A 17,770-nucleotide genomic window follows, 5' to 3' on the forward strand; every position below is an offset into this window, starting at 1 on the left:
ATGCCTCAAACGGCACGCAGCTGATTGTAGCGACTCTCAGCGCGTGCCATCAGTTCTTCTGGCGCTCCCTGCTCGATGACCGTGCCGCGATCCAGCACGATGATGCGATCGAAATGCTCTGCCATCTGCAGGTGATGACTGATCATCAGCAACGTACGTCCCCTAAAGTGCGACAGCATCGCTCCGACAACAACCGCCTCGGTTCTCGCATCCAGCCCCTCAGTAGGCTCATCCAGCAATAACAGTGGCGCCGGTTTGAGCAGAGCACGCGCAAGCCCCATACGTTTGCGCTGACCACCTGACAGACGACTGCCCGACTCCCCCACCTGATAGTGCAGTGGATCCTCACCCAGCTCATCGTTTAACGCGACCTGCGCCAGCACGTGCAACATCTGCTGATCAGTTGCGTCAACATCCGCCAGGCGCAGATTATCCGCCACACTGCCGGCGAACAGCTGGACGGGCTGTGACAGCACACTCATCTGCGACCTCAGGGTCGGTTCGTCATATGCCTGAATCGGCTGCCCTGCCAGGTGCAGACTGCCGCTGTCAGGCTCATGAAAACGAGCCAGCAGATTGATCAAACTGCTTTTACCACTGCCAGTGTGACCAAGAATCAGCAGGCGTTCACCGGGACACACTGACAAGGAAAAATGCTCCAGCACCCAGGGCGCAGCCTTGTCATAGCGAAAGCAGATATCGTTGAACTCCACCCGCCCCGGTTGCTCAGGCTCCACACTCTGATCGGGAAAGTTAATCTCGGCCTTTTGTTCAGTAATCTCTACCAGGCGCCCTGCAGCTGCCGATGTCTTGCTCCAATACTGAAACGCCAACGGTAGTGGGGCCACCGCCTCGAACACCGCCAGTACACAGAACACCAGCATCGCCAGCTGAGCCGGCACCAACACCTCTTCATGTACCAGTTCGATCCCCAGAATCAGCGCCGCAATACCCGCGCCCCCGGCAATCAGCGTCATCATGGCCGTGGTCAAGCCATTGATCATCGCCATACGCAGCTGTGTTTTCTGTAGCACGACCTCAGCCTGGTGGACCTGTTCAACTGCAGGCGCCACACCGCCGTAGATCTGCAGATCCACCTGCCCCTGTACCAGTGCCAACAGCCGAGTTCGCAGTGCACTGATCGCGAGCAATTGGGTACGACCGGCACGTCGTCCGGCAAGCTGCGCCCCCCAAGGCAACAACACACCGGCCAGCAGCAGGGCAACCGCCGTCACCTGAGCCACTGCGACACTGAAGGCTGCAAGAAACAGCACCACCAGCAAGCCAACAGCACCTGCAACCAGCGTCGGCACCAGCACCCGCAGGTAGAGATTATCCAGCGCATTGATATCAGTGACGAGTCTATTCAGCAGGTCAGCAGAGCGATACGACTGCAAACGCGCCGGCCCGAGCAGCTCCAGGCGACGATAGAACCAGCTGCGCAGATGAGCCAGCACACGGAAAGTAGCCTCATGCGTGGTAATACGCTCGAAATAACGACCCACCGTGCGGAAAATGGCAAATCCACGAACCCCGGCCCCCGGTGTAAAGTAGTTGAATTGCTTCGCCCCCAGCGCGGTTACCCCCGCCAGTGCTGATGCCGAGATAAACCATCCCGACAGGGTCAACAGGCCAATGGCGGATAACAGGGTTATCAGACTGAGCAGTACTCCCAGGGCAACCCAGCCCCGATGGACACCCAGCATGCGAACAAATGGCCAAAGCACCTTCATGACATTACCCCGTCAACCTGCTGCAGCTTACCCTTCTCCAGTTGCCAGACCTCATCGGCCTGCAACATCGAGGTTTTTCGGTGCGTCAGCATCAATACCATTCGCCCGTCACAGAGCTGCTTCAGGGACGACAGCACCAGGCTTTCACTCTCACGATCCAGATTGGCAGTCGGCTCATCCAGCAGCAACACAGGCGCATCCTTGAGAAAGGCACGCGCCAACGCGAGGCGCTGGATCTGGCCACCGGACAAGCCGGTACCACGCTCACCTACCACCGTATCAAGGCCTTCGGGCAGACGCTGTACGAATTCGAGCGCATTGGCCTGCTCAAGGGTCACATAAAGACGATGTTCATCGGCATCCGGGTCAGCCAGCAGCAAATTGTCACGCAGCGTGCCCGGAAACAGTGTGGTGTGCTGACTGACCCAGGCCACCTGCTCAAGCCACGACTGCAGACCAACACGCTCCAGTGAATACCCATTGACCTTAACTTCGCCCTGATCAAGCCGACGAAACCCCAGCAGAGCCTGCAGCAGACTGGACTTGCCTGCACCACTCGGGCCGATCAGTGCAACGATACGACCGGGCTTGAGTTTCAGGCTGACACCGGAAAAGACCGGATCCGCTTGCCCCGGATATTGCAGCCGGGCATCGATGATACTGACCTCTGTTACCCGACCATCGATTCCCTGTCCTGCCTCATCAATGGCAACAGGAGCTTCCTCCAGAAGCACACGCAGCCGCTCGGCCGCGGCAACCGCTTCCTGCTTGGCGTGGTAATGGGTACCCAGTTCTCTCAGCGGCAGATAGAACTCAGGCGCCAGTAACAGAATGAACAGCCCCTGATACAGGTTAACCGGTGCATCCCAGTAACCAAAGTCCAGATGCCCCAGAAAACTGAAACCCAGATAGACCGCCACCACGGCGATGGAAATGGAAGCGAAAAACTCAAGCACCGCCGATGACAGAAAGGCAAGCCGTAGTACCTGCATGGTGCGCTGGCGAAACTCCTCAGCACCACGCTCAATGAATTCAGCCTGCCCCCTACTCCGATCAAACAGTTTCAGGGTCACAATACCTTGGACCACATCCAGAAAGTGGGCACTGAGCTGCGACAACGCAGCAAAATTGCGCCGATTGGCTTCGGCTGCCCGGGTGCCCACCAGGGCCATAAACACCGGCACCAGCGGTGCCGTCAGCAGAAAAATCAGTCCCGCAGCCCAGTTAACCGGGAAGACAAACGCCAGAATAATCAGTGGCAACATCGCAGCCAGGGCCATCTGCGGCAGGTAACGGGCAAAAAAACCATCCAGGGCTTCAACCTGCTCGAGTAACTCGCTGCCCAGCTCACCGCTGCGCTGATCACTGGTATAAGCCGGTCCCAGGCGAGTTAACTGTTGCAACAATTGCGCGCGCAGCCTCCGCCGAACACGAATGGAGCTCTGCTGTCCCGCCCATTCACGCAACACACCCAGCAACGCACGCATCAACAGCGCCACCAACAGGCCGCCAATCAGCGGCCAGGCAATGGATGTAGAGGCAGGATCAAACAGGGTATCGCTGATCAGGGTTGCCAGCAGGTGTGCCTGCACAATCAGCATTAGACCGATGCCAACACCTGCCAGAATACTGATCCAGGTCCAGGCTTTTTCGGACCGCGCCAGCTGTTTAAGCCAGCGGGTCTGAGTACTAGTTGCTGCGGATGACATCAGCCGCCTCTTGAGCCATTCCAGGCAGAGCCTCCGGCTCTGGCAACTCCTGACCCGCGAGGTGAATGGTTTGTGTCGGGAACGCGAACTCGGCACCGTGCGAGAAAATGATGTCGGCAATCTTCAGCATCACATCCTCCTTGATTGCATGAAACTTCACCCACTGCGTGGTCTTGGTGAAGGTATAGACCATGAAATCCAGTGACGACGGACCAAAGCGGTTCAAATGCACGATCAGCGTTTGACGCGTATCGATTTCGGGATGTGACTGCAGCATTGCACGTACATCATCGACAATAGGCTTCACCTTGGCAGCATCGTCATAACGCACACCGATATGCTCGTAAATGCGCCGATTACGCATGCGAGAGGGGTTTTCCACCGCAATATTGGCAAAGGTCGCATTGGGCACGTATAGCGGCCGCTGGTCAAAGGTGCGGATTCGGGTCAGGCGCCAGCCGATATACTCAACCGTACCCTCGATATCCTTGTCCGGTGAACGAATCCAGTCACCGACCCGAAAAGGCCGATCCATATAGACCATCAACCCGCCAAAAAAGTTGGCCAGCAGGTCTTTCGCGGCAAAACCGACTGCAATACCACCAATACCACCAAAGGCCAGGATGCCCGAGATGCTGACGCCGGCAGACTGCAGCAAGGTCAAGCCCGCCAGGATCGTTACCACCAGCCGAAGCAGTTTTGCCACGGCATCAGCGGTTGTGCGATCTACCTGCTTGCGCCCCTTCACCGGAGTCGTGAAGAAGTTCTCGGCAGTAGTAATAAAGCGCAGCAGTCCCCAGGCGACAATCAATATTGCCCCGAAACGTCGAACTTCACTGCCTACTCCGGTACCGACCGGAAGCCCATTGCGACTGAAAATCTCCAGCAATAGCGACAGGCCAATCACCCATATCAACAAACGCAGCGGCGTACGTATCGATTGCAAAAACAGCTCATCCCAGACCGGAGCCTTCTGGCTCAGGTGTCTGATCATGCGCGCGGTGATCCAGTTAAAACTCACGGTCAACAGCCATACAGCCGCGACCACCACCGTGGCAGCAACCTGCCAGGCATAATCGCTCAACACCGGCCACTGATGAAACAGAGGGGTGAGTATGGGCTCGAGCAGCTGTTCCAGCATCAGGCCTCCTTGATCAGCTCCGCTGCCAATGTGCGACTTTGCTGCAGACGTTCCTCATCTGGCACCCTGGCCGGGCGCGCACGCATCCGGGCAAGACGATGAGAAGCATCAACCGGATGGTGCTGCAGGTGCTTCAGGACCTCTTTCGCCCCTTCCGGGTGGTTGCAGACCAGCACCATATCGCAGCCGGCTGCCAGCGCCCGGTCACAGCGGTCCGCATAGCTACCGGCCATGCTGGCACCTTCCATGCTCAGGTCATCACTGAAAATGACACCATCAAAGTGCAGGCGCTGGCGCAGGATCTGCTGCAACCAAAAGGTGGAGAACCCCGCCGGAGCCGAGCAGGCCTGGCGGTACACCACATGGGCTGGCATCAGACCATCAAGCCCTCGGCGAATCAATGCGTCAAAGGGTCGCAGATCCTGCTGCTCAATCTCATCGAAGCTGCGCTCATCTACCGGCAGCTCCAGGTGGGAGTCAGCCTGTACCCAGCCATGACCCGGGAAATGCTTGCCGGTGGCCGCCATGCCTGCCTCATGCATGCCAGCCATGACACCACCGGCAAGTTCTGTCACTGCTTCCGGCGTCTGACCGAAAGCACGATCACCGATTACGCTGCTATTCCCCCAATCGAGATCCAGAACTGGCGCAAAGCTGATATCGATATCGTACTGACGCAGCTCAGTCGCCAATAGCCAACCGATTTCATGGGCTTGGGCGATCGCCCGGTGAGGATTGTCCAGCCAGCGTTTACCCAACACCGACATCGGCGGCAGCCGGGTGAACCCGTTACGGAAACGCTGCACACGCCCACCTTCCTGATCGACCGCAACCAGAAGGTCTGGTCGAATCTGCCGGATCGATTGCATCAGGCTTTGCAACTGTTCGGGTGTGTCATAATTACGACTGAACAGAATCAGCCCCCCCACTTCAGGGGACTGCAGAATAGCGGCCTCTTCAGGAGTGAGCGCCAGCCCCTCCAGGTCCAGCATCAAAACACCTGTGGTCATATTTGATCACTCTTCAATCAAAACGGGCGTACCCGGTTGCACTTGATCAAATAGCTCGATGAGATCGGCATTGCGCATCCGGATGCAGCCATGAGAACGCGGTTCCCCCATGGGCTCACTGTCAGGGGTACCATGAATGTAGATATAGCGGCGCTGTGTATCCATATCACCGCCGCGGTTGAAACCTTTTTCCAACCCGCACAACCAGAGAATTCGGCTCAGGATCCAGTCCCGTTCCGGGTATTGTACGGCCAGTTCCGGGCTGTATATCTCCCCAGTCGGCCGTCGCGCCACAAAAACGGTACCCGAAGGCAGACCTGCACCTATGCAGGCACGGATGTAATGACGCCCGCGAGGCGTACAACCTGAACCATTAGCCTCTCCAGGTCCGGCCAGCGCCGTCGACACTGGATAGCTACAAGTGACACCATCCTGGCACAACAGTTCCAGCAACTGCTGCTTTACAGAGACCCGAAGCCAGAGCGACATCAGTGCTCCTGTCCCGGTGCCTGCATGCCGGCACAGATCACCGGAATCATCCGCTGCAGGATCGCTTCCACTTCGATCTCTTCCACGGCATCTGGCTGATCCAGCGCAACCAGCGCATGCATGTTGGACAATGTAAAAATCACTGATCCCATCAGAAAATGCAGCCGCCAGAAAAACTCGCGCTCACTCAGCGCGGATGTATTCTTGCGCAGATAGTGCAGGAATACCGCAATTCGCTTGCCATACTGTTCGCGAATAAACTGCTGAAGATCCTGCTGGGCCGGACGATAGGCCTGATCAAGCAGGCGCATCAGCACAGATAGCGAGTAATCAGTGCGATGATGCACTCGCACCAACGCGACAGCCAGTATATGCATTAGCTCTGGCAAGCCTGGCGCTGGCGAGTTGACACCCAGCTTGCTCAGACCTTCCTCAATTGCATTACACAAGGGAGTCAAGGACTGCGCGGCCACTGAGTGGATCAGCCCCTTCTTGGAGCCGAAGTGGTAGTTCACCGCCGCCAGGTTCACATCAGCCAGCGTGGTGATCTGACGCATCGTGGTTTCCTTGAAGCCCTGCTCGGCAAACAGCTTTTCGGCTGCCTGAACGATGCGGCTGGACGTATCCGAAGTCGAGTTCATGAAAGTATTATCTGCGGACATATTATTAGTCTTTCTCCACTTGGGCCTTGGCAACTCATCCATGCCAACCCTCTCCAAGTTAACGCGACATCAAGCGACTGTTCATGACTCGCTGCCACCAGCGTAGCAGCAAATTATCCGAGGTATTGACCGCCAACTGCCCCAGGCGCTCCTGCAGGCCGATTTTGACCTCATAGTGCAGTTCGAAAACATCGTGCTCCTGACAAAGCTCGAACAGGTAGTCATCACTGGTTGAGATGGTATCAATCAACTGTTCGTTCAAGGCCCTGCGCCCGAACCACACCTCACCGGTCGCAACCTTTTCCACGTTCAGCTGCGGACGATATTCAGATACGAATGATTTGAACAGATCATGAGTATCCTCCAGCTCTTCGATGAACTTCTCACGGCCCTTATCGGTATTCTCACCGAACACCGTCAGCGTGCGTTTATATTCACCGGCCGTCAGGACTTCATAGTCCACATCGTGCTTCTGCAGCAGGCGGTGGAAGTTCGGTAACTGCGCCACCACGCCAATGGACCCTACCAGTGCAAAAGGTGCTGCGACCAGGTGATCCGCAATACAGGCCATCATGTAACCACCGCTTGCGGCCACGCGGTCCACACAGACTGTCAGGCGAATACCTTTTTTCTTTATCCGCTCCAGCTGGGAGCTGGCCAGACCATAGGCATGCACAAGACCACCCGGGCTTTCAAGGCGAATCACCACTTCGTCATCCTTGTCCGCAATGGTCAGCACAGCCGTGACCTCTTCACGCAGGGCTTCTACCCCTGATGCGTGAATATCACCATCGAAATTGAGCACAAAGACGCGCTTGCGTGGCTTTTCGGGCTCCTTGCCCTGCTTTAGCGTCTTCTTCAGCGCCTTGGCTTCAGCCTTCTCCTGCTTGCGGCGAGTCTTTTCATGCTGCTTGGCCAGCGCTTCGTCAACGACGGCTGCCTCAATATCGGTTTTCATATCTTCGAGGTGATCATTAAGGCTTTTGACCTCGATATGTCCCTCACGATGTTCACGTCGACGCTCTATCAGTGCACCTATACCCCCAACCAGCAAAAGCACACCGGCAATCAGGGTGATTACTTTGGCCAGGAAAAGGCCATACTCCGCAAAAAAGGCTGTCAATCTATCTCTCCGCACATGCACAGGGGTTCGCTTCAGAGTCCGGGCTACTGTACCATAAACCCGATACAGATCATGCCCATAAGCACTTCAGGACAAGACCCAACATGACTTCGCCTCTGACGCTCGAACGCATCGTCAACAAGTTGCCGGAAAAATTCAACCCCGACCAGGCCAGTGGCCTGAATGCAGTGTTCCAGTTCCGCCTTTCCGATGCCGAGTCATTCTTCATCAGCATAGAGGAGAACAGCTGCCAGAGCCGCTTCGGTGAACATGAGGATCCCAACCTGGTGCTGCACCTGAATGAAGAGACGCTCATCCGTGTCATCAACGGCGAGCAAGACGGCATGAGCGCCTATTTGAAGGGACAACTGCGCGCCGAAGGCAACGTGATGCTGGCCACGCGCCTTGGCAAACTGTTCAGTCGCTGAGTTCCGCCTGAAGAGCAAAGAAACGATCGATCAACTGACGTGAGATACTGAACGGAGGCGGCAGGTCCGGCAGGTTGTCCCGACCAAACCAGTCTGCTTCCAGTATCTCCTCACCATCAGGCACCAGATCCCCACCGGCATAGTCAGCAAAGAAGCCCAGCATCAGCTGATGCGGAAATGGCCAGGACTGGCTGGCGAAAAATTCCAGATTCTCTACTTCGATCCCGACTTCTTCACGAATTTCCCGCTGTACTGCTGCTTCAGCACTCTCCCCAGCTTCAATAAAGCCCGCCAGCGTACTGAAACGACCGGGCGGGAAGCGCCCTGAACGCGCCAACAGACATTCGCTTCCTCGACGAACCAGCACGATGATGCAGGGGGAGATACGCGGATACTGCACCAGCTTGCACTGCGGGCATTCTTGAGCAAGATCTTGCCCATGCGCTGCGAGCGAGGAACCGCAGCGGCCACAATAGCGGTGCTGATCAAACCAGGTCGCCAACTGAGCCGCGCGTGCCAGTCGCGCATATTCAGCCTCATCGACAGCCTGTGCCAGCGCTCGGCGCAGGCTCATCTCGGAGGTCATGCCTTCGGGGCACTCGCGCAGCACCCAGAGGCCAAAGCCATCCTCAACCTCCAGACTGCACTCGACGGTTTCCCGAACCCCCTGAATTTCCGGCCATGCAAATTCCAGCTGCGTATCCCGCCAAAGGAGCCGACCTTCATGGCAAAGATAGTAGTGTTCCGCCTGCGCCATACGCTTCATCGATCACCCTTGCCCTGGGGCGTCCAGCTGACGCCAGACCGCTCCATCACTCTTTTTGTCCAGCAAATCCAGAAAGGCATCATGCTCGGCCAACTCCTCGACAGACGCTCGCAACACTTTCAGCGTCATTCCCTCAGTGTTCACACGACGGATAGGCTCATCTCCGCCCTCACCGTCCTGCCCGGACTGCCCCAACTGCAAACTGGTTTGACCACCAGTCAGGGCCAGATAAACATCCGCCAGAATCTCGGAGTCAAGCAGCGCCCCGTGCAGCTCACGGTGCGAGTTGTCGATACCATAGCGACGACAGAGCGCATCAAGACTGTTGCGCTGACCTGGATACTTCTTGCGCGCCAACGCCAGTGTATCGGTCACCGTGCAGATCTGCTCGATCCGCTCACTGAAACCATTCCGTGCCAGTTCGGTATCGAGGAAGCCAACGTCAAACGCCGCGTTGTGGATGATCAGCTCGGCGCCACGCACAAATTCCAGGAATTCAGCACCCAACTCAACGAATTTGGGCTTATCGGCCAGAAATTCATTAGTAATACCGTGAACTTCAATCGCCTCGGCTTCCACATCCCGATCCGGTTTCAGGTATTTGTGCCAGGTATTACCGGTCAGTTTACGGCGCACCATCTCGACGCAACCGATCTCGATAATGTTATGCCCAGCTTCCGGATCGATACCGGTTGTTTCGGTGTCCAGTATGATCTGACGTACACTCACGACTTGCCGTACTCCTCTACACCTCGGTTAGCCAGCTGATCAGCTCTTTCGTTTTCAGGGTGGCCGCTATGCCCCTTGACCCAACGCCAGTCGATCTCGTGTCGGGCAACCTGCTCATCCAGTGCCTGCCACAGGTCCTGGTTCTTTACCGGCTGCCTGGATGCCGTCTTCCAGCCATTGCGCTTCCAGCCTGCCATCCAGCTCATGATCCCCTGCCGCAGATACTGGGAATCAGTTGTCAGCACCACCTTGCAGGAGCGCTTCAGACTGGCCAGCGCCGAAATGGCAGCCTGCAGTTCCATACGATTGTTCGTGGTTTCGCATTCACCGCCATATAGCTCTTTCTCCTGCTCCCCATAACGAAGCAGCGCCCCCCAGCCTCCCGGCCCGGGGTTGCCCTTACAGGCGCCGTCGGTAAATATTTCTACTGCTTTCAAATCGTTCATCCTCTGGCGGTCGGTTTCGGCTCGGGCACGGGCATGCCAAGCAAGCGTTTCTGTTTCCATTCGGCTTTTAACGGAGTCATGCCAACCACATCCTTGCGCGCCAACACCATCATCACCGCACCACTGGTGAGTGGCAGGCGCCGGCTACAGCATTCAAACAGCCCAAGGCGTCGACGCCAGCGCTCGCTTTCAATAGGAAGGTGGTGACAGGCACTTTCCGTTTTCAGCTCAGTCATTTCGAGCAACCCCAACCAGTCATGCAGACGCCCCTGGCTGATGAAATGCCCCCCCCAAAGTGGCGGCATGCGACGCTTGAAAAACCGCCACAGCCCCCAGTAACTGGCAGGATTGAAGCTGAAGCTCAACACGTGCCCACCCGGGCGCAGCACCCTCGCTGCCTCACGCAATACCTGGTGCGGGTTGTCGGCATAGTCCAGGGCATGATGCAGAATGACCACATCGATCTCATTGGACACAACTGGCAGCTCCGTTGGGTGAGCAATCAACGTACGGGCATCCGCACCCAGCTGCATCTGGGGGATCAACATCACCTTGCGAGACACGGGACTGGCCGGAAACAGACATTGACGATGATCCCAGCCAACCTGCAGCAGGTGATAACCAAAGAGCGTCGGCAAGACCTCCTCCGCAAACGCCTGCTCCTGCTGCAGCAACTCCTGCCCCAGCGGACTGTCAAACCAATGGCTAAGCAAGGGTATCAGCTGCGAGTATGGCAGTTGCTCAGTAAACTTCATGCAAAGCCCCTGTACTGGCCTGAATGTAAACTCGTTTCAGTATACAGTACCCACAAAAGGCCCTGAACCAGGAATTGCCCTGTCCACGCCACAACCAACAGGAAACCATCATGTTTATCGTCACTCCCATTCCTGCCTTCAACGATAACTATATCTGGGCGCTTAGCACTTCTGCTGACCCTGACGCCGCCATAGTGGTAGACCCGGGTGATGCGACACCCGTTCAGCAATGGCTGGCCCAGGAGCATAAAACACTGAAAGCGATCCTGATTACGCACCACCACAACGATCACACTGGCGGGGCCAAGGCGCTGCACGAACAGTACGACGCTCCGGTTTACGGACCGGCCAACTCACCTTACGACGGCATCACTCACCCGCTCAAAACCGGTGAGAGCATTGAATTGCTCGGACAAACCTTGAACGTGCATGAGGTACCGGCACATACCCGCGACCATATCAGCTACCTGCACCTGGACACGACACCTCAGCTGTTTTGCGGTGACACCCTGTTTCTGGCCGGTTGCGGCCGCCTTTTCGAAGGCACTGCAAAACAGATGCTGACCGCCATGCAGTACTTCGCTTCCCTGGCTGATAACACCGAGGTGTACTGCACCCACGAATACTCCCTGGCAAACCTGACATTTGCCGCCAGCGTTGAACCGGAAAACAGTGATATTCAACAGGCACGCCAGCACTGTCACCAGCTGCGCCAGGCAGACAAACCTACTCTGCCATCCTCCATTGGGCAGGAAAAGCGCATCAATCCGTTTATGCGAACCAGCGAAACTGACGTCGTACGTGCAGCCGAACATTTCTGTGGCAACCCGCTGCAGACCGATGTCGAGGTTCTGGCAGCCCTGCGCGAGTGGAAAAACCAGTTCTGATTGACCCTCAAGTCCGGGGTCCATAGAATCATGTTTTTTAAGGTTATTTCAGGACTGAAATTCGATGCGACTTGTGCCTGCCGCCGCCATGGCCGCGACATTGGGAATGTTACTTGCCGGCTGTCAAACCAATTCCGTAAAACCAGAATCCGCGATCGCCACCAAGCCACTGTCGCAAACCGAAGCAAGCGCCCAGGCCCGCATCGTTGCATCCAAGCCCACCCCGGCTGAGACTGATCTATGGACCCTGACCCGGCAGCACATGCAGCTGCCGCTCGACCTTGAACAGCCTCGCATCCAGACGCAGCTGAACTGGTACAACCGCCACCCGTCGTACCTGACACGCGTTACCGAACGTGCACAGCCGTATTACCATTACATTCTCAACGAAGTGCTCAAGCGCGACATGCCCGCTGAGATCGCCTTGCTGCCGGTTGTCGAAAGTGCCTACGACCCCTTTGCGTACTCCCATGGCCGCGCAGCCGGGCCTTGGCAGTTCATCCCGGGTACCGCACGCCACTTCGGCCTCAAATCCAACTGGTGGTATGACGGCCGTCGCGACATCCTCGCCTCTACGGATGCCGCACTGACCTATCTGCAACAGCTACACAAACGCTTTGACGGTGACTGGCTGCTAGCCCTCGCGGCCTACAATGCCGGTGGCGGCACGGTTAACAGAGCGATCCGTCGCAATCGCGAGCAGGGCAAAGCGACCGACTTCTGGTCTTTAGACCTGCCTCGTGAAACCAAGGCCTATGTCCCCAAACTGCTGGCAGTGGCCAAAATGGTGCGTGATGCAGACGAGCTTGGCCTGACGCTGACACAGATCGACAACGAACCTCATTTCGAGATCGTTGAAACCGGTGGCCAGATCGATCTGGCCCAGGTCGCCGAAATGGCTGAAATGGAGCTGAAGGCACTCTACCAGCTCAACCCGGGCTTCAACCGATGGGCAACAGACCCTGAAGGCCCGCACCAACTGCTCATTCCGGTCGACCGCGCGGAAAAGCTTCAGGCGCATCTGGCACAACTGCCACCGGAGCAGCGTGTCAGCTGGCATCGTTACAAAGTGCAGGCCGGCGACACCCTGAGCACCATTGCCAAGCGCTTCAATAGCTCGGTCGCAGTTATTCGCCAAGGTAATAACCTCAAAGGCAACACCATCCGTATCGGTCAGGGACTGGTTGTCCCAAAGCCGGCTCATGACGCAAGCCATTACGCGCTCAGCGAAAGCCAGCGCAAACGTGCCCGCATCCAGCAGCTGGAGCAACGTCACAGCCGCAAGCTTTACCATCAGGTCGGCTCCGGTGAGAGCTTCTGGAGCATCGCCCAAAAATACGGCGTGGGTGTACGCGAGCTGGCACGCTGGAACCAGATGGCGCCCGGCGATACGCTGCGAACCGGCCAGCAGCTGCTGGTACTTAACGTCAGCGCGGAACAGGCCGCCGCCACCCTGCCGACACTCCCGAGCATGCAATCCCGCGACATGACGCGGAAAGTGGGTTACCGTATCCGCAAGGGGGATTCGCTTTCAGCTATCGCCAGCCGTTTCGGCGTGAGCGTTAGCGACATCATCAACTGGAACCAGATCAACGCTGATCAACTGCTGCGTCCCGGCCAGCCCCTGACCCTGTATGTCAACATTGCCGATGCGAGCTAAACCATGGATAGCTTGAGTATTTTCATCATTGTTGTTTCGGTCATTCTGGCGGTCGCATTCAAATGGGTGCTGTTCCGCAAGATCCAGCACTGGATGGATCAGGACCTGATCAAACAGCTCGCCGGCGGCAACCAGGAGTTGCTGTCCCGACTGCATGATCATCACCAACAACTCAAGGCGGACGGCGTCAAGCGGTCTGAGCGTCATGACCGCCTGCATCAATTCGCCCGCAACAGCGAACCTGAACGGAATTAAACTGTCACAGGCAATTGAATTCATTATAAAAATCACACGCATGACCTTGAGGGGAATACTGTGTCCGACTCAGTCAACATCCACCGCTACCTCCTTGCGGTTAGTGCATTCATCGCGTTCAGCCTGCTCTCCACGCTCACCACGGCGGCCGAAGCCCGGCATGGGATCGCCATGCATGGACAGCTTAAATACCCGTCCGATTTTCAGTATTTTGACTATGTAAACCCTGAAGCCCCCAAAGGCGGCAGCCTCAGGGAAGCCTCCATCGGCACTTTTGACAGCCTGAACCCTTTCATCATCAAGGGCACTGTCGCCGATGGCACCAGCCTGCTCTATGACACCCTGCTAAGCCGCGCACTGGATGAACCCTTCTCGCTGTACGGCCTTCTGGCTGAACAGTTGCGCGTTGCCGATGATCGCAGCTGGATTGAATTCGACCTGCGCCCCGAAGCACGTTTCAGTGATGGCCAGCCGGTCACTGCTCAAGACGTGGTATTCACCTTTGAGACCTTGCTGGAAAAGGGCAGCCCTTTTTTCAAGAGCTACTATGCCGGCATCAGTGATATCCAGGCACTCTCCGAACGCAGCGTTCGTTTCGAGTTCGGTAGCAGCCTCAATCGCGAACTGCCCCTGATCGTGGGCGAGATTCCCATTCTGCCGGCGCACTACTGGGCTGGGCGTGATTTTGCCGCCCCCTCGCTGGATATCCCGGTCGGATCCGGTCCTTATACAATCAGCCAACTGGATCCGGGGCGCAGCCTGACCTATGAACGACGCCGCGACTACTGGGCTGCTGATCTGCCGGTGAACCGCGGCCGATACAATTTTGATCAACGCCAATTCGATTACTACCGAGATGGCACGGTTGCGCTGGAAGCCTTCAAGGCAGGGGAATACGATTTCCGTAGTGAAAATGCCTCCAAGGCCTGGGCAACCGGGTACACCGGCGCTCCCTTCGATGACGGTCGTATCCGCAAGGAAGAGATTGCACACAGCAATCCACGGGGTATGCAGGGCTTCATCATGAATACCCGCCGCCCCCTGTTCAGCGACAAACGGGTACGCGAAGCGCTGGCCAACGCTTTTGATTTCGAGTGGACGAACCGCAACCTGTTCTATGGCGCCTACACTCGCAGTAACAGCTATTTCTCCAATTCAGAGATGGCCGCTACCGAGTTACCAAGCCCGGACGAGCTGAGGATCCTTGAGCCGGTCCGTGACCAGGTGCCGCCGGAAGTATTCACCCAGGTCTACCAGGCCCCCAGCACCGACGGCAGCGGCCGCAACCGTCAGCAGTTGCGGACGGCACTTCACCTGCTGCAACAGGCTGGCTGGACCCTGAAGAATGGCAAGCTGGTAAACGCGGAAGGAAAGCCTTTTCATTTCGAAATTCTGCTGGTGCAGAAAGAGTTTGAACGTGTAGTTTCACCCTTCATCCGCAACCTGGAACGTCTGGGTATAAGCGCGGACATCCGCATCGTTGACGTCTCCCAATATATCAACCGTCTGCGCCAGTTCGATTTCGACATGGTGGTGTACGGCTTTGGCCAATCCAGCTCACCCGGCAACGAACAGCGCGACTACTGGAGTTCCGAGGCAGCCAAGACCCCGGGCAGCCGCAACCTGATTGGCATCCAGGATCCGGCCGTCGACTATCTTGTCGAGCAGCTGATCACCGCACCTGACCGCGAACAGCTGGTGCTTCGTGCCCGCGCCCTTGACCGTGTACTGCAGTGGAACCATTACGTGATCCCGCACTACCACATCAGCGCCTGGCGCATTGCCTACTGGAATAAATTCGAACATCCCAAGGTCAGTCCAACCTATGACCTGGGCCTGGATACCTGGTGGATGAAGCCCTGATGGCCGCTTATATCGTTCGTCGCCTGCTGCTGATTATCCCGACTCTGTTCGGCATCCTGCTGCTCAACTTTGTGCTGGTTCAGTTTGCGCCCGGCGGCCCGGTCGAGCAAACACTGGCGCAGCTGCAGGGGCTGGGTGTAACCGCAGGCAACCGCATCGGCAGCGGTCCCCAGTCAGATATTGCAGCGGGCAGCCAGAATGAATCCGGTTACCGTGGCGCCCAGGGACTGGACCCCGAGCTGGTAGCCGAGATCGAGCAGCTCTACGGATTTGACAAGCCACCTCACGAGCGCTTCTATCAGATGCTGGTCAACTATCTCCAGTTCGATTTCGGCAAGAGCTTTTACAGCGACAAGACCGTGACCGAACTGATCGTGGAGAAGCTGCCAGTCTCCATCTCTCTGGGACTTTGGACAACCCTGCTCACATACTTGATATCGGTCCCGCTGGGCATTCGCAAAGCGGTTCGTGATGGCACACCTTTCGATGTCTGGACCAGCAGCGCGATCATCCTGGGCTACGCCATCCCCAACTTCCTGTTTGCCATTCTGTTGATCGTACTCTTTGCCGGCGGCACCTATCTGGAGTGGTTTCCTCTGCGCGGCCTGACCTCGCAAAACTTCCATGAGCTGGCCTGGTGGCAGCAGATTGGCGACTATTTCTGGCACATCACCCTGCCGGTGTTGGCCTCTGTCATCTCCAGCTTCGCCACACTGACCATGCTGACCAAAAACTCGTTCCTGGACGAGATAAACAAGCAGTACGTGCTTACAGCGCGCTCCAAGGGCTTGAGCGAGAACGCCGTGCTCTATCAACACGTGTTCCGCAATGCCATGCTCCTGATCATCGCTGGCATGCCCGCCGCACTGATCGGCATCTTCTTTACCGGCTCAATGCTGATTGAAGTGATTTTTTCGCTCGACGGCCTGGGGCTGCTTGGCTACGAGGCGGTCATTAACCGTGATTACCCGGTAATCTTCGGCACCCTGTACATCTTTACCCTGGTCGGACTGCTGATGAAACTGGTCAGCGACATCACCTATACACTGGTGGATCCGCGCATCGACTTTGCCAGCCGGGAGGTCTGAAGGATGACATTGACACCCATCCAGCGCCGCCGTCTGCAGACCTTCAAGCGTAACCGCCGCGGCTACTGGTCTCTTTGGATCTTCTTGCTGCTGTTTACTCTAAGCCTGTTTGCCGAAATGATTGCCAATGATCGCCCCATCCTCATCAGCCATCAGCAACAGCTGTATTGGCCGCTGGTGAACGACTATACCGAAGCCGATTTTGGCGGCGAATTCGCCCTGCCAGCCGACTATCGCGATCCATACCTGCAGGAGATGGTTCAGTCCAATGATGGCTGGATGATCTGGCCCCTGATCCGCTTTGGTTACAGCACTATCAATTATGACCTTGACCAGCCCGCCCCCTCCCCGCCGACCGGAACCAATTGGCTCGGAACCGATGACCAGGGTCGCGATGTGCTGGCACGGGTCATTTACGGCTTTCGCATTTCGGTGCTGTTTGCGCTCGCCCTGACCATCGCCAGCTCCATCATCGGCGTCTGTGCCGGCGCCATCCAGGGCTACTATGGAGGCCGCATCGACCTGCTGTTCCAGCGCTTCATCGAGATATGGTCCGGCTTGCCGGTGCTCTTCCTGCTCATCATTCTGGCCAGCCTGGTGCAGCCCAACTTCTGGTGGCTGCTCGGCATCATGCTACTGTTCTCGTGGATGAATCTCGTAGACGTGGTACGTGCCGAGTTCCTGCGTGGCCGCAACCTGGAGTACGTACGTGCCGCCAAGGCACTTGGCCTGAGCGATCTGCGCATCATGTATCGACATGTATTGCCCAACGCCATGATCGCCACCCTGACCTTCATGCCCTTTGTGTTCAATAGCGCCATTGTGACGCTCACAGCCCTCGACTTTCTGGGTTTCGGCCTGCCCCCTGGCTCCCCGTCACTGGGCGAACTGGTCGCACAGGGCAAGGAAAATCTGCATGCGCCCTGGCTCGGTATCACGGCCTTCTGCTCACTGGCCATCATGCTGACCCTGTTGATCTTCATCGGCGAGGCGGTACGTGATGCCTTCGACCCAAGGAAAGTCTGA

The 17,770-nt window shown here is 57.0% G+C and carries 18 protein-coding genes; 7 read left to right on the forward strand and 11 right to left on the reverse strand.

The genetic code is table 11. The features are described from left to right. Positions 1-5: 5 nt before the first annotated feature. The 7 genes from cydC to sohB are packed head-to-tail and all read right to left on the reverse strand — an operon-like array spanning position 6 to position 7,867. Positions 6-1,733, reverse strand: coding sequence for a thiol reductant ABC exporter subunit CydC (gene cydC / locus ABD013_RS05335; protein WP_343803308.1), 1,728 nt, complete (start codon positions 1,731-1,733; stop codon positions 6-8). Beyond that, positions 1,730-3,442, reverse strand: a complete 1,713-nt coding sequence (gene cydD / locus ABD013_RS05340) for a thiol reductant ABC exporter subunit CydD (protein WP_343803311.1) — start codon at positions 3,440-3,442, stop codon at positions 1,730-1,732. The genes cydC and cydD overlap by 4 nt, the downstream gene beginning before the upstream one ends. Then, positions 3,423-4,583, reverse strand: a complete 1,161-nt coding sequence (locus tag ABD013_RS05345) for a mechanosensitive ion channel family protein (protein WP_343803314.1) — start codon at positions 4,581-4,583, stop codon at positions 3,423-3,425. Before ABD013_RS05345 ends, cydD begins: the two co-directional genes overlap by 20 nt. Further along, complete coding sequence (gene nagZ / locus ABD013_RS05350) at positions 4,583-5,593, reverse strand: beta-N-acetylhexosaminidase (RefSeq protein WP_343803316.1); 1,011 nt, start codon at positions 5,591-5,593, stop codon at positions 4,583-4,585. Before nagZ ends, ABD013_RS05345 begins: the two co-directional genes overlap by 1 nt. 6 nt (positions 5,594-5,599) lie before the next feature. Continuing rightward, positions 5,600-6,082 (reverse strand): L,D-transpeptidase family protein, encoded by a 483-nt coding sequence (locus ABD013_RS05355; RefSeq protein ID WP_343803319.1) that lies wholly within the window; start codon positions 6,080-6,082, stop codon positions 5,600-5,602. Then, positions 6,082-6,744: a TetR/AcrR family transcriptional regulator gene (locus tag ABD013_RS05360; protein ID WP_343803322.1), complete on the reverse strand. Its 663-nt coding sequence runs from the start codon at positions 6,742-6,744 to the stop codon at positions 6,082-6,084. Before ABD013_RS05360 ends, ABD013_RS05355 begins: the two co-directional genes overlap by 1 nt. 58 nt (positions 6,745-6,802) lie before the next feature. Then, a complete protein-coding gene (gene sohB / locus ABD013_RS05365; RefSeq protein ID WP_343803325.1) occupies positions 6,803-7,867 on the reverse strand; it encodes a protease SohB in 1,065 nt (354 codons plus the stop codon). 104 nt (positions 7,868-7,971) lie between these two features. On the opposite strand from sohB, the gene ABD013_RS05370 reads away from it, so the two are divergent. Further along, entirely contained in the window at positions 7,972-8,295 is a 324-nt protein-coding gene (locus ABD013_RS05370) for an SCP2 sterol-binding domain-containing protein (protein ID WP_343803328.1), read from the forward strand. On the opposite strand, the gene nudC is transcribed toward ABD013_RS05370, so the two are convergent. From nudC to ABD013_RS05390, 4 genes are read right to left on the reverse strand one after another with little or no spacing between them, the layout of a single operon-like run. Continuing rightward, positions 8,285-9,061, reverse strand: coding sequence for an NAD(+) diphosphatase (nudC, locus tag ABD013_RS05375; RefSeq protein ID WP_343803331.1), 777 nt, complete (start codon positions 9,059-9,061; stop codon positions 8,285-8,287). The two genes, ABD013_RS05370 and nudC, sit on opposite strands and share 11 nt — an antisense overlap. Before the next feature lie 3 nt (positions 9,062-9,064). Then, on the reverse strand, positions 9,065-9,790 hold the full coding sequence (gene dnaQ / locus ABD013_RS05380) for a DNA polymerase III subunit epsilon (protein ID WP_343803334.1): 726 nt from the start codon (positions 9,788-9,790) through the stop codon (positions 9,065-9,067). Then, on the reverse strand, positions 9,787-10,227 hold the full coding sequence (rnhA, locus tag ABD013_RS05385; protein ID WP_343803337.1) for a ribonuclease HI: 441 nt from the start codon (positions 10,225-10,227) through the stop codon (positions 9,787-9,789). Before rnhA ends, dnaQ begins: the two co-directional genes overlap by 4 nt. 5 nt (positions 10,228-10,232) lie before the next feature. After that, positions 10,233-10,991, reverse strand: a complete 759-nt coding sequence (locus tag ABD013_RS05390; RefSeq protein ID WP_343803340.1) for a class I SAM-dependent methyltransferase — start codon at positions 10,989-10,991, stop codon at positions 10,233-10,235. Between the two features lie 110 nt (positions 10,992-11,101). Between ABD013_RS05390 and gloB the strand changes: the two genes are divergently transcribed. From gloB to ABD013_RS05420, 6 genes are all read left to right on the forward strand, one after another. Further along, a complete protein-coding gene (gene gloB, locus ABD013_RS05395) occupies positions 11,102-11,878 on the forward strand; it encodes a hydroxyacylglutathione hydrolase (protein WP_343803343.1) in 777 nt (258 codons plus the stop codon). Positions 11,879-11,942: 64 nt separating this feature from the next. Next, the gene (locus ABD013_RS05400) at positions 11,943-13,538 is read left to right on the forward strand and encodes a lytic transglycosylase (protein WP_343803346.1); all 1,596 of its coding nucleotides are present in this window, start codon (positions 11,943-11,945) and stop codon (positions 13,536-13,538) included. A 3-nt stretch (positions 13,539-13,541) separates the two neighbouring features. After that, complete coding sequence (locus tag ABD013_RS05405; protein WP_343803349.1) at positions 13,542-13,793, forward strand: hypothetical protein; 252 nt, start codon at positions 13,542-13,544, stop codon at positions 13,791-13,793. 60 nt (positions 13,794-13,853) lie between these two features. Next, positions 13,854-15,656, forward strand: a complete 1,803-nt coding sequence (locus tag ABD013_RS05410; protein ID WP_343803352.1) for an extracellular solute-binding protein — start codon at positions 13,854-13,856, stop codon at positions 15,654-15,656. Then, the gene (locus ABD013_RS05415; RefSeq protein ID WP_343803991.1) at positions 15,656-16,744 is read left to right on the forward strand and encodes a microcin C ABC transporter permease YejB; all 1,089 of its coding nucleotides are present in this window, start codon (positions 15,656-15,658) and stop codon (positions 16,742-16,744) included. The genes ABD013_RS05410 and ABD013_RS05415 overlap by 1 nt, the downstream gene beginning before the upstream one ends. 3 nt (positions 16,745-16,747) lie before the next feature. After that, positions 16,748-17,770, forward strand: a complete 1,023-nt coding sequence (locus tag ABD013_RS05420) for an ABC transporter permease (RefSeq protein ID WP_343803355.1) — start codon at positions 16,748-16,750, stop codon at positions 17,768-17,770.

Origin of the sequence: Marinobacterium maritimum, from assembly GCF_039523155.1 — a bacterium.
In the GTDB taxonomy this organism is placed as follows: Bacteria; Pseudomonadota; Gammaproteobacteria; order Pseudomonadales; family Balneatricaceae; genus Marinobacterium; species Marinobacterium maritimum.

Coding starts and splice junctions, on each gene's coding strand:
- ABD013_RS05415 (WP_343803991.1), top strand. CDS start 15,656: ATGGCCGCTTATATCGTTCGTCGCCTGCTGCTGATTATCCCGACTCTG.
- ABD013_RS05420 (WP_343803355.1), top strand. CDS start 16,748: ATGACATTGACACCCATCCAGCGCCGCCGTCTGCAGACCTTCAAGCGT.
- cydC (WP_343803308.1), bottom strand. CDS start 1,733: ATGAAGGTGCTTTGGCCATTTGTTCGCATGCTGGGTGTCCATCGGGGC.
- gloB (WP_343803343.1), top strand. CDS start 11,102: ATGTTTATCGTCACTCCCATTCCTGCCTTCAACGATAACTATATCTGG.
- nudC (WP_343803331.1), bottom strand. CDS start 9,061: ATGAAGCGTATGGCGCAGGCGGAACACTACTATCTTTGCCATGAAGGT.
- ABD013_RS05370 (WP_343803328.1), top strand. CDS start 7,972: ATGACTTCGCCTCTGACGCTCGAACGCATCGTCAACAAGTTGCCGGAA.
- ABD013_RS05405 (WP_343803349.1), top strand. CDS start 13,542: ATGGATAGCTTGAGTATTTTCATCATTGTTGTTTCGGTCATTCTGGCG.
- ABD013_RS05390 (WP_343803340.1), bottom strand. CDS start 10,991: ATGAAGTTTACTGAGCAACTGCCATACTCGCAGCTGATACCCTTGCTT.
- ABD013_RS05360 (WP_343803322.1), bottom strand. CDS start 6,744: ATGTCCGCAGATAATACTTTCATGAACTCGACTTCGGATACGTCCAGC.
- ABD013_RS05400 (WP_343803346.1), top strand. CDS start 11,943: ATGCGACTTGTGCCTGCCGCCGCCATGGCCGCGACATTGGGAATGTTA.
- ABD013_RS05355 (WP_343803319.1), bottom strand. CDS start 6,082: ATGTCGCTCTGGCTTCGGGTCTCTGTAAAGCAGCAGTTGCTGGAACTG.
- cydD (WP_343803311.1), bottom strand. CDS start 3,442: ATGTCATCCGCAGCAACTAGTACTCAGACCCGCTGGCTTAAACAGCTG.
- nagZ (WP_343803316.1), bottom strand. CDS start 5,593: ATGACCACAGGTGTTTTGATGCTGGACCTGGAGGGGCTGGCGCTCACT.
- ABD013_RS05345 (WP_343803314.1), bottom strand. CDS start 4,583: ATGCTGGAACAGCTGCTCGAGCCCATACTCACCCCTCTGTTTCATCAG.